The organism is Prosthecomicrobium pneumaticum (assembly GCF_014199915.1).
Taxonomy (GTDB): domain Bacteria; phylum Pseudomonadota; class Alphaproteobacteria; order Rhizobiales; family Kaistiaceae; genus Prosthecomicrobium; species Prosthecomicrobium pneumaticum.
This window is the reverse complement of the sequence record NZ_JACHOO010000011.1, coordinates 94,773-109,628: the sequence shown is the minus strand read 5'-3', so window position 1 is coordinate 109,628 and position 14,856 is coordinate 94,773. Positions and strand designations below refer to the sequence as shown.

Annotated in this window: 14 protein-coding genes; 8 read left to right on the top strand and 6 right to left on the bottom strand. The window is 68.0% G+C overall.

Features of this window, described 5'->3' with window-relative positions; translation table 11 throughout:
• Both GGQ63_RS20155 and GGQ63_RS20150 read left to right on the top strand, forming a co-directional pair.
• Positions 1 to 306, top strand: a 306-nt coding sequence (locus GGQ63_RS20155) for a pyridoxal-phosphate dependent enzyme (RefSeq protein WP_183858416.1), incomplete at its 5' end; no start/stop codon positions are given.
• Positions 307 to 506: 200 nt separating this feature from the next.
• A complete protein-coding gene (locus tag GGQ63_RS20150; RefSeq protein ID WP_183858415.1) occupies positions 507 to 1,085 on the top strand; it encodes a hypothetical protein in 579 nt (192 codons plus the stop codon).
• A gap of 54 nt (positions 1,086 to 1,139) precedes the next feature.
• Here GGQ63_RS20150 and GGQ63_RS20145 read toward each other — a convergent pair whose 3' ends face one another.
• On the bottom strand, positions 1,140 to 2,348 hold the full coding sequence (locus GGQ63_RS20145; RefSeq protein WP_183858414.1) for an MFS transporter: 1,209 nt from the start codon (positions 2,346 to 2,348) through the stop codon (positions 1,140 to 1,142).
• 110 nt (positions 2,349 to 2,458) lie between these two features.
• Between GGQ63_RS20145 and GGQ63_RS20140 the strand changes: the two genes are divergently transcribed.
• Positions 2,459 to 3,208, top strand: coding sequence for a TetR/AcrR family transcriptional regulator (locus GGQ63_RS20140; protein ID WP_183858413.1), 750 nt, complete (start codon positions 2,459 to 2,461; stop codon positions 3,206 to 3,208).
• Positions 3,209 to 3,463: 255 nt separating this feature from the next.
• Here the strand turns inward: GGQ63_RS20140 and GGQ63_RS20135 are convergent, their stop codons facing one another.
• The 3 genes from GGQ63_RS20135 to GGQ63_RS20125 all read right to left on the bottom strand — a co-directional run bounded on the left by GGQ63_RS20135 (position 3,464) and on the right by GGQ63_RS20125 (position 7,161).
• Entirely contained in the window at positions 3,464 to 4,924 is a 1,461-nt protein-coding gene (locus GGQ63_RS20135) for a P-loop ATPase, Sll1717 family (RefSeq protein WP_183858412.1), read from the bottom strand.
• A gap of 130 nt (positions 4,925 to 5,054) precedes the next feature.
• Entirely contained in the window at positions 5,055 to 6,302 is a 1,248-nt protein-coding gene (ispG, locus tag GGQ63_RS20130) for a flavodoxin-dependent (E)-4-hydroxy-3-methylbut-2-enyl-diphosphate synthase (RefSeq protein WP_183858411.1), read from the bottom strand.
• 331 nt (positions 6,303 to 6,633) lie between these two features.
• Entirely contained in the window at positions 6,634 to 7,161 is a 528-nt protein-coding gene (locus GGQ63_RS20125; protein WP_246429901.1) for a Fur family transcriptional regulator, read from the bottom strand.
• A 165-nt stretch (positions 7,162 to 7,326) separates the two neighbouring features.
• On the opposite strand from GGQ63_RS20125, the gene GGQ63_RS20120 reads away from it, so the two are divergent.
• The 3 genes from GGQ63_RS20120 to GGQ63_RS20110 are packed head-to-tail and all read left to right on the top strand — an operon-like array spanning position 7,327 to position 10,507.
• On the top strand, positions 7,327 to 8,112 hold the full coding sequence (locus GGQ63_RS20120) for a 3-hydroxybutyrate dehydrogenase (RefSeq protein ID WP_183858422.1): 786 nt from the start codon (positions 7,327 to 7,329) through the stop codon (positions 8,110 to 8,112).
• Positions 8,109 to 9,176, top strand: a complete 1,068-nt coding sequence (locus tag GGQ63_RS20115; RefSeq protein WP_183858410.1) for a patatin-like phospholipase family protein — start codon at positions 8,109 to 8,111, stop codon at positions 9,174 to 9,176. Before GGQ63_RS20120 ends, GGQ63_RS20115 begins: the two co-directional genes overlap by 4 nt.
• A 35-nt stretch (positions 9,177 to 9,211) precedes the next feature.
• The gene (locus GGQ63_RS20110; RefSeq protein WP_183858409.1) at positions 9,212 to 10,507 is read left to right on the top strand and encodes an extensin family protein; all 1,296 of its coding nucleotides are present in this window, start codon (positions 9,212 to 9,214) and stop codon (positions 10,505 to 10,507) included.
• Positions 10,508 to 10,558: 51 nt separating this feature from the next.
• Here the strand turns inward: GGQ63_RS20110 and GGQ63_RS20105 are convergent, their stop codons facing one another.
• Entirely contained in the window at positions 10,559 to 11,173 is a 615-nt protein-coding gene (locus GGQ63_RS20105) for an NIPSNAP family protein (RefSeq protein ID WP_183858408.1), read from the bottom strand.
• A gap of 94 nt (positions 11,174 to 11,267) precedes the next feature.
• Between GGQ63_RS20105 and GGQ63_RS20100 the strand changes: the two genes are divergently transcribed.
• Positions 11,268 to 12,617, top strand: coding sequence for a dihydroorotase (locus tag GGQ63_RS20100; RefSeq protein ID WP_183858407.1), 1,350 nt, complete (start codon positions 11,268 to 11,270; stop codon positions 12,615 to 12,617).
• A 263-nt stretch (positions 12,618 to 12,880) separates the two neighbouring features.
• On the opposite strand, the gene GGQ63_RS20095 is transcribed toward GGQ63_RS20100, so the two are convergent.
• Entirely contained in the window at positions 12,881 to 13,567 is a 687-nt protein-coding gene (locus GGQ63_RS20095; protein ID WP_246429900.1) for a GntR family transcriptional regulator, read from the bottom strand.
• 231 nt (positions 13,568 to 13,798) lie between these two features.
• On the opposite strand from GGQ63_RS20095, the gene GGQ63_RS20090 reads away from it, so the two are divergent.
• Positions 13,799 to 14,851 carry a nitrilase-related carbon-nitrogen hydrolase gene (locus tag GGQ63_RS20090; protein ID WP_183858405.1) on the top strand — a complete coding sequence of 351 codons (1,053 nt, stop codon included), beginning with the start codon at positions 13,799 to 13,801 and terminating at the stop codon, positions 14,849 to 14,851.
• Positions 14,852 to 14,856 lie beyond the last annotated feature (5 nt).

Below are 14,856 nucleotides of genomic sequence, written 5' to 3'. Positions count from 1 at the left end.
GCCTCGCTCGACGCCGGCCATGTGGTGCGGTTGCCGGCGGTGACGACTCGGGTGGCGACGATGTCGTGCGCGGAGACGGACCCGGCGGTCTACGATCTCGTGCGGCGCCATGTCGACGAGATCGTTCTGGTCGAGGACGAGGCGATGGTGGAGGCGAGCCGCTGGCTGTGGTTCGAGCTCGGCATCGCGGCGGACCTTTCGGGGGCGGCGTCGGTGGCGGCGCTCCGCTCGGGCGCCGTCGCCTTCGGCCCCGGCCGCACCATCGCCGGCCTCGTCTGCGGCGCGGGACCCGACGGCATCGGCTGAGCGCGCGCGGGAGCCGGAGCGGGACGCTCCGGCTCTTGTTTAGTCCAGCCTCAATCCGCTATTTCATATATATGAAAATTCAGCGGCTCCCTGAGGCGGGCTCCCTGACGAGACGCCATGTCTTTATTCATGTCGGTAAATGCGGCGGCACGTCGATCCTGCGGGCGGCCTCGCAGAGCCGACGCTTCGCGATCGACGAGGTGGTGCACATCCGCAAGCCGCCGATCGATCCGACGGCGCGGTACTACATCGCGGTCCGGGCGCCGATCGAGCGGGCCGTGTCCGCTTTCAACTGGCGCTTCAGGAAGGTGATCACGGAAGGTGGCCAGGCGGCCCGCTTTCCCGGCGAGGCGGCGATCCTTGCGCATTACGGCACGCTCGATCGCCTCGCGACGGCGCTCTATCGCGAGGACGGCACCGACGATCCGCTCGCCCAGGGGAATTTCCGCTCGATCCATCATCTCGGCGAGAGCATCGCCTTCTATCTCCAGGACCTGCTCGCGTCGATCGCGCCGCAGCAGATCGGCGCCGTTCTGGTGCAGGAACGGCTCGACGAGGATATCGCCCGAGTCTTCGGCGTTCGTGCCGGTCCGCGTCTGAACGAGCACCGCAGCGCCACGCCGCCGGCGCAGCGCGTCCTGTCGCAGCGCGCGCGCCATCATCTCCGGCGCTTCCTCGATTCCGACTTCGCCTGCCTCGAGACGCTGCACCGCTGGGGCGCCCTGCCGGACGAGACCTATGCGCGGATGATCCGGTCGGACGCCGGAGAGGAGGCGTAACGGAGAGGCTGGCCACGTTTCGTTGCCCCTTCCAAACGGGCCGAAGCGTTCGTCTCAGGCGCGCGCGCTCCGCTCCGGGCCGGCGAAGCCGAGCCGCAGCACCACCGCCGCGGCGAGCGCATAGAGAACGATGACGACGAGCCATATGGCGCCCGGCCAGGCCGGCCGGACCAGGAAATAGAGCGCGGAGAAGGCGAGCGGCGCGACGATTGAGGCGAGGCTGACCACCGAAGCGACGACGCCCTGGAACTGGCCCTGCCGCTCCGCATCGACCTTGCGGCTGGCGAGCGCCTGCAGCGCCGGCACGCCGATTCCGCCGAGCGCGAAGATCGGCAGGATCGCGAAGATCATCCAGCCCTGCCGCGCAAAGGCCATGACGAGAAGCGCAAGGCCGGCGCCGGCGAGACCAGTCAGAATCGCGCCGCGCTCGCCCAGCCGGGCGGCCGCCGGCCCCGGCAGGAGCGCCTGCGCGAGCGTCTGGCAGATGCCGAAGGCGCCGAGCGACAGGCCGACCCGCAGCCCGTCCCAATGGAACGCGTCAGAGCCCCAGAGCGCCCAGCACGTGCCATAGACCTCGCCGGTCGCGGCGAGCACGAAGATGGTGAGGAGGATCGGCCGCAGCCCCTCGATCGAGGCGATGAAGCGGAGCGGCGGCAGGCGGGCGGGAACGCCGCGGCCCGGGGCGGCGCGCCCGCGGGGAGGGCGTCCGGCCGGCCGTGTTTCAGGCAGCATCAGGACAGCGAGGAGGAGATTGCCGCCACTGAGAAGAGCGGCCGCGAGGAAGGGCAGGCGAAGTCCGTGCTCGCCCAGCAGGCCGCCCAGCACCGGGCCGACGATGAAGCCGGCGCCGAACACTGCGTTGAACTGGCCGAAACGGCGGGTGCGCTCGTCCTCGGGCGTGACGTCGGCGATGATGGCGGTGGCGACCGCCATGTTGGCGCTCGTCAGGCCGGCAATCGCGCGGCCGGCAAAGAGCAGCCAGAGTTGCGGCGCGAGCGCCATCACGAGATAGTTGAGCGAGGCGCCGGCGAGGGAGACGAGGAGCACGGGCCGGCGGCCGATCCGGTCGCTCGCCGCGCCGAGCAGGGGCGCGAAGACGAACTGCATTGCCGCATAGAGCGCGGTGAGGAGGCCGAGCAGAAGCGCGGCATCCACCCCGGAGCCGAGCACCGCGACGAGCCGTGGCAGGAGCGGGAAGACGAGCCCGATGCCGACCGCATCCAGTCCGACGGCGGCAAGAGCGATGAGAAGGGAGCGGGGCATGGCGAGGGATCCGCGAAGGCCGGCGGCGGCGCCAATCGGCGCGGCATCGGAGTTTTATAGATCGAGTATTAAAATATACCAAGTCCATCTTCTGTGCTAGACGAGCCGCCATGTCAACCGATCCGCTACCTTCCACCGATCTCGACCGTCGCGGCCGCAAGCGCCGCGCAACGCGACGGGCGATCTCCGACGTCGCCACCCGGCTGTTTCTCGAGCGCGGCTTCGACGCGGTGACGATCGATGAGATCGCCGCCGCGGCCGATGTCGGTCGGATGACGGTGTTCAACCATTTTCCGCGCAAGGAGGACCTGCTCTTCGACCGCGACGAAGAGGGCCGCGCGCTGATCCGCGACGCGCTGCGCGGGCGCGCGCCGGGCGTCGCGCCCGTCGAAGCGCTCCGCCGCTTCGCCCATCGGCTGGTCGCCGAGAACCACCCGGCGGTCGCGTTCTCCGCCCGCAGCGCCGCCTTCATTGCCACGGTGGCGGCGAGCGAGACGCTGAAGGCGCGCGCCCGGGCGATCCGCGACGAACTGGCCGGCCTCGTCGCGGTGGAGCTCGCCGGAGCCGCCGGGCACCCGCCCGCCGGACCCGATGGCTCGAGCGGCGCGGATGAGGATCGGATGCGTGTCGAGGAAGGTTCCGCGGATCGGGCCGACGCGGCCGGGCCGAGGCCGGCCGGTGCCGAAGCGCGCCTCGCGGCGGACCTGCTCGTCGCGGCCTGGAGCGCCGCCTTCCTCGAAGCGCACCGCCGCTTCGCACAGACCGCCGACCGGAGCGCGGCCGAGACCGCCTTTCTCGCCCTGATCGACCGCGGCAGCCGCGCCGCCGCGGCGGCACTCGCAGACCCCTCCGCGCCCTGATACCGGTGGATGCTCCGGCCAAGAGCGGGCACAGGGCGCCTTTACGTCCGGCCGGCCTGGCAGGGCCGATGAAGCGCTGGCGGGTGTCGTCGAAGGCGACGACCACGATCGGCTCTGAGGAGGCGTCCTCGACATCACCGCCGAGAACGGCCGGTTCTATCGCTATGTCGACGTCCTAGAGTCGATCTATGCGGCGCCGCGAGAGGCAGAGCCGGCGGCACGCAGAGGAGGCGCGGGACCGGCAACAGTGAAAGATTAGCTCGAGCTGATAGTATCCAACGAAGCTATTACCGTTTCAACATCGTTCGGCTGAAGTGCCCATCGATATGCCGGATGTATCTCCCAATTAAAGCCAAAATCAGCAACCTCGCTGGCGAGAAATCTGCTCTGATCGAAATACCGCCTCTTAATCACGCCCCCTTCTTCTATTCGCGCGGTAATAAAATCGATTTTATATAGAAACTGAATAATGACTCTTGTTGTTACATGTCGCCCATTCGTAAAACGAACGTTTACGTTATTTCTCGCCTTATTTATTTTGGAGGACAGCTGATCCATTGTAAAAAGATAACTCATAGATGTTCGTTTTTCAATTTTTGTCGGCTTCATTGCAAGCAAGAGCTTCTCCACATCCGGAACTTCGGTCTTGAACTCAAGAACGATATCCTGAAGTCGCTCTACCGAATAAGATTCAAATGAGCTTTCAAAATCCATGGAACTAATAATCTCTCGATGCTCTTTGTATGCTCTGCGACCGGCGCCATGGAGCAATTTTATGAGGTCACGCGGACGGGCACGGGTAAGAGAAAGCAACACATTATGTATCGGGCGATCACTCCAGTGTCCCCGCCCGTGAAATACGGGATCCATTATCTTTGATAGAATATTTCTTGAGATCGATGATTGATCTAGTTTAGATATTTCTCGTTGATCTCTTTCTTCTCCGAAGAACGTCAGTATCCTCTTTGCGACGATACAAAGTATTTCATGGTTACTCCATGTAAGCCACACAACATTTTGTTCTATTTTGTCTGTAGATTCATCGGAAGTGCGAACCAGAAAGTATACGTCGCTTCGGAGGCCGATCCTGAATTTTAGTCGGGGATCTTCGCTGCTTAAATCCCTCATAGCATTAAGCAGAGCAGATATTGCTACTATATCGGGTTTTGATGCCGTCCAACCCCGGTCGATATCGTCAATATATATGTATATCTTCTTTTCTTTTTCAAATACATCAACAATAGCTGCGTCCACCTTCGATAGACTCGGCACCAACTTCTTTACGTAATCATGAACAAAACTAATAACGTGTTTGATGGCCCTATCTTCAGGAAGATAATCGTTGAGCTTGATGGTATCTTTTTGAAAGCGACTAATGATTTTTAGCGCAATAATTCTTGTTAGCCCGACTTTCCATCTCTCTATAATACTATTAAAGCTCTGATCAATACTATTATCTCTAAGCTCCTGTATATCATTAGGCCGTATCCAAACGCTCAGCTGATTCTTCTCACTGTTTCCAATTTGAGACCGCCTCAGTAGGGCGCTCTTTCCTACACCCTTATGCCCAACCAAAATTCTTATAGGCAGGTCGGAATTTATACTATCGTAAGTGCTATTATAGTAAAAATATTCTTTAAACCGATCGAGACTGTCATCTTCGGCTGCTGCTGTGCCGAACAGGGTGTTGAGCGTGTCGTCATTGAAAACTGGCATCTAGTCCCCCCCCTTTAGGAAAATTTTAGCCAATATTGGACCAAATTCAACACAGAATAATTATAGGAAGGTATTAGGAAGATATCTGGTACGCCGTGGCCGGCGACAAGCGCGCCAGCACCATAATGTCTCACCCCCACCGCTGCTCGACATACGCCTCCACCATCCGGCGGAAGTCTTCGGCGATGCCGGGGCCGCGAAGTGTCGCGGCCTTCTTGCCGTCGATGAAGACGGGGGCGGCGGGGGTTTCGCCCGTGCCCGGCAGCGAGATGCCGATGTCGGCGTGCTTCGATTCGCCGGGGCCGTTCACGATGCAGCCCATCACCGCCACCTTGAGGCCTTCGACGCCGGGATAGCGCTCGCGCCAGACGGGCATCGAGCGGCGCAGGTCCTCCTCGATCGTCTGGGCGAGTTCCTGGAACACGGTCGAAGTGGTGCGGCCGCAGCCCGGGCAGGCGGCGACGACCGGCAGGAAGGTGCGGAACCCCATGGTCTGCAGGAGCTCCTGCGCCACCTGCACCTCGCGCGTGCGATCGCCGCCCGGCTCGGGGGTGAGCGAGACGCGGATCGTGTCGCCGATGCCTTCCTGCAGCAGGATGCCCATGGCGGCCGAGGAGGCGACGATGCCCTTCGTGCCCATGCCCGCCTCGGTGAGGCCGAGATGGAGGGCGTGGTCGGTGCGGGCGGCGAGATCGCGATAGACGGCGATCAGATCCTGCACGTTCGAGACCTTCGCCGACAGGATGATCTTGTCGCGCTTCAGGCCGATCTCCTCGGCGCGCGCGGCGGAAAGCAGCGCCGACTGGACGATCGCCTCGCGCATCACGGCGCCGGCGGTGCGCGGCGCCGCGGCGGCGGCGTTCTCGTCCATCAGCCGGGTGAGCAGATCCTGATCGAGCGAGCCCCAGTTGACGCCGATCCGCACCGGCTTGTCGTGGCGCAGCGCCAGCTCGATCAGCGTCGAAAACTGCCGGTCGCGCCTCTCGCCGAAGCCGACGTTGCCGGGATTGATGCGGAACTTGTCGAGCGCCTCGGCGCAGGCGGGATGATCGGTGAGGAGCTTGTGGCCGATATAGTGAAAGTCGCCGACGAGCGGCACGCGGATCGAGCGCTTGAGCAGCCGCTCCTTGATGCGCGGCACGGCGGCGGCGGCCTCGTCGCGGTCGACCGTGATGCGGACGATCTCCGAACCGGCGATGGCGAGCGCGGCGACCTGCGCGACGGTCGCCTCGACATCGGCGGTGTCGGTGTTGGTCATCGACTGCACGACGACCGGCGCCGCGCCGCCGACCGCCACGCCGCCGACCTTGACGGGCACCGTGCGGCGCCGCGGCAGCGGACCGGCATGGATTTCGGGCAGGCCGATCGGGGCATTCATGGCAGGACCCTTACCCTCGCCCTCTCGGCCCGGCGGGCGAGGGGGCGGCATGGTTTCTCGAAGCGGCGGGCGGCGTTCGCGGCCGGCGACCACTCCCTCTCCCGCCCGCGGGAGAGGGCCGGGGTGAGGGCGCTTGCGCGGTGGCCGAAAAGAGAGAGACCCTCACCCTTCGCGTCTAGGCTCGCTTCGCTCGCCAAGAAGCGAAGCCCTCTCCCGCTCGCGGGAGAGGGGGGCGCGGCGATGGTGTGAACTTCCGCAGTCGGCCGCCGCTCCCTCTCCCGCCTGCGGGAGAGGGCCGGGGTGAGGGCGCTTCGCGCGCCGACGCTCGCCATCAGGCCGCCTCGCGGCAGCGGGTGCAGAGGCCGCGGATCTCGATCACCGGGGCGTGCGGGGTGAAGTGGGCGTCGGCGGCGAGGCGGGCGAGGGCGCTGTCGAGCGCCGGCGAGGCGGCCTCGGCGGCGGCGCCGCAGCGCTCGCAGAGCAGGAACACCGTCGCCCCGCTGGCCTCGCCGGCGGTGTCCGGCGCATGGCTGCCGGCGCGTGTGCAGGCGACGAAGGCGTTTTTCGATTCGATGCGGTGGGCGAGGCCGTGCCCGGTCAGGAAATCGAGCGCCCGGTAGACCGAGATCGGCGCCGGCCGGCGGCCGGCCTCGGCGAGCCGGTCGATCACCTCATAGGCGGAGGAGGGGACGTGGCTCTCGGCGAGCGCCGCCAGCACGCGGCGACGCTGTTCGGTGAAGCGGAGGCCCCCGGCGGCGCACACCGCCTCGGCATGGGCGAGGGCCGCGCGCGTGCAGTCGGCGTGGTCGTGCTCGGAATGTTCGAGGGTCGCGTGGTCGGCCATGGGTCCGTCCGCCATCCTTCGTCCTGTGGGCGGCTCGCCCTTCTAGCACTGCCCGCGCAGCGACTGAAGGCGCCCCGCGCGGCGCGGCGTCGCGCCCGTCGTGACGCGGCGCAGCATCCCGATATATAGGAAGGAGCGGCATGTCTCACGACCCGAACGGAGGGCGAGATGACGGACGGAATGATTCTGGCCGGCAAGACGGCACTGGTGACCGGCTCGACATCCGGCATCGGCCTCGCGATCGCGACGGCCTTCGCGAAGGCCGGCGCGAACGTCGTGCTCAACGGCTTCGGCGAGCCGGCGGCGATCGAGGCGACGCGGGCCGAGCTCGCCGCTTCGACGGGCGTGACGGTGACGCATTCCGGCGCCGACATGACGAAGCCCGACGAAATCGCGGCGATGGTGGCGGAGGCCGAGGCGGCGTTCGGTGCCGTCGACGTGCTCGTCAACAATGCCGGCATCCAGCACGTCGCGCCGATCGACGAGTTCCCGATCGACAAATGGAACGCCATTCTCGCGATCAACCTGTCCTCCGCCTTCCACACCATGCGGGCGGCGCTGCCGGGGATGAAGCGGAAGGGCTGGGGCCGGGTGATCAACACCGCTTCGGCGCACGCGCTCGTCGCCTCGCCCTACAAGGCCGCCTATGTCGCGGCGAAGCACGGCATCGCCGGGCTGACCAAGACCGCCGCGCTCGAGGTCGCGACCGCCGGCATCACCGTCAACGCGATCTGCCCGGGCTATGTCTGGACCCCGCTCGTCGGGAAGCAGATCCCCGATACGATGAAGGCGCGCGGCATGACCGAGCAGGAGGTGAAGGAGAAGGTGCTCCTTGCCGCCCAGCCGACCCGCGAATTCGTCAAGGTCGACGAGGTGGCGGCGCTCGCGCTCTTCCTCTGCCGGGCCGAGGCGGCGAACATCACCGGCGCGCTGCTGCCGATCGACGGCGGCTGGACCGCGCAGTGAAGCTCGCCAAGCTCGTCGGGGCCGGCGCCAAGCCGGCCCATCCGCACGGCGCCGGCCGCAAGCGGGTCAATCTCGCGCTGCAGGGCGGCGGCGCGCACGGCGCCTTCACCTGGGGCGTGCTCGACGCGCTGCTCGCCGACGGCCGGCTCGAATTCGACGGCATATCGGGGACGAGCGCGGGGGCGATGAACGCCGTCGTGCTCGCCGACGGTTTTGTCCGCGGCGGGGCCGAGGGCGCCCGGGCGCGGCTCGCGGAGTTCTGGCAGCGGGTCAGCCGCTCCTCGGGGGCCGGGGCCTCGGCACACGACCTGATCGGCGCCTGGATGGGCTTCTGGCGGACCCCGATGCTCGGGCCTTTCCAGTTTTTCGAGGCGCTCACCAACCTCTCCTCGCCCTATGGCTTCAACCCGCTCAACATCAATCCCTTGCGCGAGCTCGTCGTCGACATGGTCGATTTCGAGAAGGTGCGGGCCTGCAAGGCGCTGAAGCTCTTCATCTCGGCGACGAGCGTCAAGACCGGCAAGATCCGGCTGTTCGCCGATGGCGAGATCACCGCCGACGCGGTGATGGCGTCGGCCTGCCTGCCCTATCTGTTCCAGACCGTGATGATCGACGGCGAGGGCTACTGGGACGGCGGCTTCATGGGCAATCCGGCGCTGTTCCCCTTCTTCACCGAGACGACGGCCGAGGACATCCTGCTCGTCCAGATCAACCCGATCGAGCGGCCGGAGATTCCGAACACGTCGCGCGAGATCATTGAGCGGGCCTCGGAGATCACCTTCAACGCCTCGCTGCTGCGCGAATTCCGTGCGATCGACTTCGTCAACCGGATGCTCGACGAGAAGCGGCTCGACCCGAAACGCTACCGCCGCAACCGGCTGCACCGGATCGAGGCCTCGGCAGCGCTCGCCCAATATGGCGCGGCGACCAAGCTCGACACCTCCTTCGCGTTCTTCGAGGAGTTGTTCGCGGTCGGGCGGAAGGCCGCGCAGGACTGGCTGGCGGCCCATTTCGACGATATCGGCGTGCGTGAAACCGTCGACCTCAGGGCGGCGTTCTCTTGAGCGGGGCCGGAAGGGCCGTTCGCGCGGAGGACCGCATGATGCCGACCGCTGGAGCACGCTTTGCGAGACGCCGCCGCGCGCTCGCGCTCGCCGCCGCACTCTGCCTCGCTTTGCCGCCCGCCTCTCTGGTGCGGGCCGCACCCGAGCCGAGCGTCGGAACGGTGCTGCGCGCCATGATCCCGCCCGCGAGCGCCTTCGAGAGGACGGCACCGCCCCGGCGGACGGCGAAGCGGCCGCTCGCCGTCGCTCCCTCCGCAACGCCGCCGCTGCCGCGCCCGCGGCCGGACGAGGCCGCGGAGGCCGAAGCGCCAGTGCCCGAGGACCTGGCGGAAATCGAGGCGGAGAAGGCGGCGCACGGCCCGGCGTCGGCCGCGAAGGAGCCTGCGGCACCGGACGAGGAGCCCGCCTTGGAAACACGGGTCGGTAGCGTCGCCGCGGGGCCGGCTGTGCCGAAGCCGCGGCCGCGGCCGGAAATCGTCCAGGCCGCGGTTCTCGCCGCGCGCGAACTCGATGCGCCGGTGCCTGCACCCGCCCCGCTGCCCGCGCCGAAGGAGGCGCCGGCGCTGCGCACCGTACGCGCCGGCGTGCTGGGCGTGCCGCCTGCCGTCCTCGAGGCGCCGCAGCGGCTCGCGACCGAGGTGCCGGCCGAGCCGCTCGGCTTCGCCTCGCCGGCGCCCCGGGTGAGGGACCCGCTGCTCGGCCTGATTCCGCCGCCGCGGCCGGAGCCGCCGGCAAAGGTGGTGCCCGCGGCCTTCCCGCCGGCTGTCGCGCCGGCGCCGCCGCCCGACCTCGCCGCCTGCCGGGTCGAGATGGGGCGGATGGCGATCAAGGCGGTCGCCGAGCCGCCGGTGCACGAAGGCACATGCGGTAATGCTGCGCCCTTCGAGGTTTCCGCGCTGGAGGACGGCGCGGTGGCGCTGACGCCGGGCGCGACGCTCAATTGCGCGATGACGACGCGGCTCGCCGAGTTCCTCGCCGAGGAGATCCAGCCCGCGGCGCTCGCCGCCTTCGGCGAGCGCGTCAGCGCGCTCCGGATCGCCGATTCCTATTCCTGCCGCGGCCGCAACCGCGTCGTGGGCGCGATGCTCTCCGAGCACGCCTTCATGAACGCGGTCGACATCGGCGCCTTCAAGGTCGGCGACCGCTGGGTGGAGGTCGCGAAGGGCGGCGACCAGACGGCGACCGAAGCGGAGTTCGTGCAGACGGTGCGCAGGGCGGGCTGCAAGCACTTCACCACCGTGCTCGGCCACGGCTCGGACGGCTACCACGAGAACCATCTGCACTTCGACCTGCGCCAGCGCGGCAAGCGGACACGGGTCTACTGCCACTGAAGGCCGCCGGTGAAGCCGTCGCCGCGGGCGCGGCGCCGGCCGAGCCAAAGGCTATTTGAGGCCGGAGAAGGCGGTCGCGACGAAGAGTTCCGATTGCAGCCCCGTCAGCTTCGCGGAGCCGCCCGGCGGCGGGAAGACGCCTTCCTTGCTCGCCTGCGCGCGGGCCGCGGCGCGCGCCTCGATCGAGGCATAGGGCCAGATGTGCACCATCTTCAGCGGGCCTTCCTCGACGGAGGCCATGATGGTGGGGAGCGGCGACATGGCGTGGCGGCGGTCGATCACCTTCGCCCAGGCCGCTTCGGTTTCGGGCAGGCCGCCGGGGGCGAGCGAATAGGTGCGGAATTCGTAGAAGGGACCGTGGCTGCCCGGCTCGATCGGCCGGGCAAAGGAGAGCGGCTTGAAGGCGGTGGACGTCACGCCGCCGAGATACTGCCCGATGCCATAGGGATCCTCGGTTTCCATCAGTCGGGCGCGCTCGGTGGCGAGCGCCGCCGCATCGTCATAGCGCGTCAGGAAGGCGAAGCGGTTGAGCACGCCGAACTCGCAGGAGAAGCAGCCGAGCACCGTGCCGCTCTGCGTGAAGGTGGCATAGGTCTGCGGCAGGACGGGCAGGACGGCGCCGAGCGTGTTCGGCAGGAGGGAGAGGATCGTCAGGTCGTAGAGCATTGCGGCGGATCTCGTTCCGGGTCTTTGCAAACGGACGTCCCGTTGGTACACCATGTGGATGCCAGTTGCATCCAAAACCTCGCCGGAGTGGAGCATGTATGATCGGGTCGTCGCGGGCCGCGTGGTCCTGCCGGAGGGGATCCTCGAGGGAGGCTGGGTGGCGATCGCCGACGGAGTGGTCGCCGCGGTCGGCTCGGGGCCGCGGCCGGCCGCGGCGGCGACCGATGATCACGGCGCGGCCTATGTCCTGCCGGGCGTGATCGACGGCCAGACCCATGCCGGCAGCCAGACCGGCTTCCCGGGCCTCGCGCCGACGACGAGGGCTGCGGTGCGCGGCGGCGTCACGACGATCGTCGACATGCCCTATGACGAGCCGGACCCGACCACGACGGCCGCCGTGCTGGCGCGGAAGGCCGAGGCGGTCGCGACCTATGCCGTCTGCGATGTGGCGCTCTATGGCACCGTGCCGCCCGAGCCCGACCGGGCCGACATCGCCGCCCTGATCGAGGGGGGTGTCTGCGCCTTCAAGATCTCCGCCTTCGAGGCGCATCCGGCGCGCTTTCCGCGCATCGGCAATGCCGCCGCGCTCGCGCTCCTCGAGGCGGTGGCGCCGTCCGGCCTGCCGGTGGGCTTGCACAATGAGGATCAGGAGATCGTCCGTGCCGCGACCGCCCGCCATCGCGCCGAGGGGAAGACGGGGCCGGAATTCCACAGCCCGAGCCGTCCGGAGGTCGCCGAACTGGTGGCGACGGCGAACTTTCTCGAACTCGGCGCGGCGACGGGCGCGCATGTCCACATCGTCCACATCTCGACACCGGCGGGCTTCGATCTGGTGCGCGCCTATCGCGCCCGCGGCGTGGCGGCGACGGCCGAGATGTGCGTGCACTATCTCCATTTCGACGCCGACGCGGCGATGCCGAGGCTCGGCGGCCGGCTGAAGGTCAATCCGCCGATCCGCGGCGGGGTGCGCGAGGCGCTCTGGCGGGTCGTCGAGACCGGCGGCGCGACCTTCGTCTCCTCCGACCACAGCGCCTGGCCGCTGTCGCGCAAGGCCGGTCCGACGATCTTCGATGACGCCGCCGGCATGCCCGGGCTCGACACGCTGCTCCCCGCCTTCTTCAGTGATGCGGCCGCCCGGCACGGCGCAGACCGGGCGGCGGCGATGACGGCCGATCTGCTGGCCGACCGGCCGGCGCGCTTCTTCGGCCTCGTCCGCAAAGGCCGGCTCGCCCCCGGCCTCGACGCCGACATCGCCGTGCTCGCGCCGGGCGAGACGGTGCACGACGCGGCGGCGGATCCGCACGGCGTCGGCTGGAGCGCCTATGACGGCGAGGCGTTCGCCGCCCGTCCGGTCGCGACCTATGTCCGCGGCGCGCTCGCCTTCGACGGACGCGCCGTCACCGCCGCGGAGGGTTCGGGCCGGTTCGTGGCGCGCGGGAACTGAGGCGCGCGGCGGGGTTCGTCCGTCCGGCCATGTTCGGGCCGCAGCATCGCACAACCGGCGCCGCCTTCCCCTCTCCCGCCGCGCGGGAGAGGGCTTCCGGCCTTGGCGTCGCAGGCCGCCGCAGGCGGCCGAGACGGTTAGGCCGGAAGGGTGAGGGTGCTCTTCTCGGCCGGCGAAGGGCAGACCCTCACCCCGGCCCTCTCCCGCGAGCGGGAGAGGGGGAGCCGGGCGGTGTGCTCGCCCGCCCCCCGGAGAGGGCCCCGCTACCGGATGGCGCCGGCGAGGCGCTCGATCACGGCGACCTTGACGTTCTCGATGTGGCGGATCATTGCCTCGCGCGCCCGCTCGCGGTCGCCGCTCGCCACCGCATCGAGCAGGAAGGTGTTCTCCTCGATGCCGAAGGTCGGCCGGATCGCCCGGCGATAGGCGTTGAACACATGGGTGCGGCGGCGCAGGTCGCGGATCATGCCGGCCATCAGCGTGTTGCCGGCGGCGTCGGCGATCTCACCGTGCAGCAGGTCGTCGACCTCCCAGATCTCGGCGAGCGTCGGCTCCGGATTGGCGGCGAGCCGCTGCAGTTCACTGTGGATGCGGGCGACCCGGTCGGCCGGAATGCGGCCGGCGGCGAGCCGCGCCGCCTCGCCCTCGAGCAGGATGCGCACGTTGAGCGCCTCGACGAAGGCCTCGGTCGAGAACGGGCTGACGGTGACGCCGCGGCTCGGTTGCTTGTAGACGAGGCCCTCCGATTCGAGCCGGCCGAGCGCCTCGCGGATCGGGGTCCGCGACGCCTTCAGCCGCTCCGCCATGCGCCGCTCCGTGATCACATCGCCCGGCCGCAGCTCACCACGGATCAGGAGGTCGACCAGCTGCTCATAAACCTGACCGGCGAGATTGGGCCGATCGCCGGATTCCGCGTCGTCCTCGCGCAGTGCTGCTTCGACCTCGCCCAAGGCGCTCTCCCGGTTGTTCCCGCCGCATCCCACGCCGCATACAGCCGGAAGACGCGCGGAACAAGAGCGGCATCCCGCCTGCCGACCGGTCGACGGTCCTACGCCCGAAATCGAGGCAGAACGGGCGATGCCCGCCTTTTCGGCAGAGGCCTCTTGCATTCCGTGGGCGATCGGGCGACTATTGGTATACCACTGGCGTGCAGTTAGAACGCGCGGAAGACGGAGCCGACAATGCCGATCGCCCCATGGCGTGCCACCAGCATTCAGATGCGCAGCGAACGCGCGACCCAGGCGTCGAGCGAGGCCGAAGCGAAGGCCGTGCTCGCCCGCAATACCGAGCGGCTGATCGGATTGATCCGCAAGGCCTGCGCGGGTCCGGACCGGCCCGATCTCGTCGTCTTCCCGGAATTCGCCCTGACCGGGCCACCGCTCGCCATGAAGGTGCCCGAGTGGATCGCGCGGGCCTGCTCGAGCATTCCGGGGCCGCTCACCGCGCCGCTGCAGGCGCTCGCCCGGGAACTCGGCATCTATATCAGCGGCAATCTCTTCGAGGCGCCGCCCGAATGGCCCGGCCGCTATTTCAACTCCTCCTTCATCATCGACCGCAAGGGCGAGGTGATTCTCAACTACCGGCGCATCAACACCGCCGCCTTTCCCTCGCCGCACGATTTCATGAGCGACTATCTCGCCGCGACGCCGAGGGACAAGGTGTTCCCGGTGGTCGACACCGAGCTCGGCCGGCTCGCCACCATCCCCTGCGGCGAGATCGTCGTGCCGGAGGTGGCGCGCGTCTTCATGATGCAGGGTGCGGAGGTGATCCTGCATCCGACCAACTCGAAATATTCGGCCGGCCAGGAGGCGGCGAAGGTCGCCCGCGCCTGCGAGAACATGTGCTACCTCGTCAGCGCCAATGTCGCCGGGCCGATCGGCTTCTCGCCCGACAACTCGATCATGGGCGGCCGCTCGCACATCCTCGACCATCACGGCGAGACGATCGCCTATCAGGAGGATGCCGGCGAGGGCGTCGCCGTCAGCGGCATCATCGACATCGAGACGCTGCGTGCCGACCGCCGCGCCGATACCGGCGTGCACAATCCGCTGCTGCGCGCCCGCTTCGAGATGTACCGGCCCTATTACGAGGCCGCGCGCTTCTATCCGGCCGATCATTTCCGCCGGGCGCCGATGACCGATCCGGTCGAGACCGGCGCTGCGGTCGCGATCGCCCGCAGCAATCTCGAGCGCGCCGGCGTGCTCGAGCCCCTTCCCCAACTCGTGGATGCCTGAGACAC

Bases quoted from the DNA above. Each gene is read 5' to 3' on its own strand.
- GGQ63_RS20135 (WP_183858412.1), bottom strand. From the start codon at position 4,924: ATGCCAGTTTTCAATGACGACACGCTCAACACCCTGTTCGGCACAGCA.
- GGQ63_RS20120 (WP_183858422.1), top strand. From the start codon at position 7,327: ATGATTCTGGCCGGCAAGACGGCACTGGTGACCGGCTCGACATCCGGC.
- GGQ63_RS20100 (WP_183858407.1), top strand. From the start codon at position 11,268: ATGTATGATCGGGTCGTCGCGGGCCGCGTGGTCCTGCCGGAGGGGATC.
- GGQ63_RS20145 (WP_183858414.1), bottom strand. From the start codon at position 2,348: ATGCCCCGCTCCCTTCTCATCGCTCTTGCCGCCGTCGGACTGGATGCG.
- ispG (WP_183858411.1), bottom strand. From the start codon at position 6,302: ATGAATGCCCCGATCGGCCTGCCCGAAATCCATGCCGGTCCGCTGCCG.
- GGQ63_RS20105 (WP_183858408.1), bottom strand. From the start codon at position 11,173: ATGCTCTACGACCTGACGATCCTCTCCCTCCTGCCGAACACGCTCGGC.
- GGQ63_RS20125 (WP_246429901.1), bottom strand. From the start codon at position 7,161: ATGGCGGACGGACCCATGGCCGACCACGCGACCCTCGAACATTCCGAG.
- GGQ63_RS20090 (WP_183858405.1), top strand. From the start codon at position 13,799: ATGCCGATCGCCCCATGGCGTGCCACCAGCATTCAGATGCGCAGCGAA.
- GGQ63_RS20140 (WP_183858413.1), top strand. From the start codon at position 2,459: ATGTCAACCGATCCGCTACCTTCCACCGATCTCGACCGTCGCGGCCGC.
- GGQ63_RS20110 (WP_183858409.1), top strand. From the start codon at position 9,212: ATGATGCCGACCGCTGGAGCACGCTTTGCGAGACGCCGCCGCGCGCTC.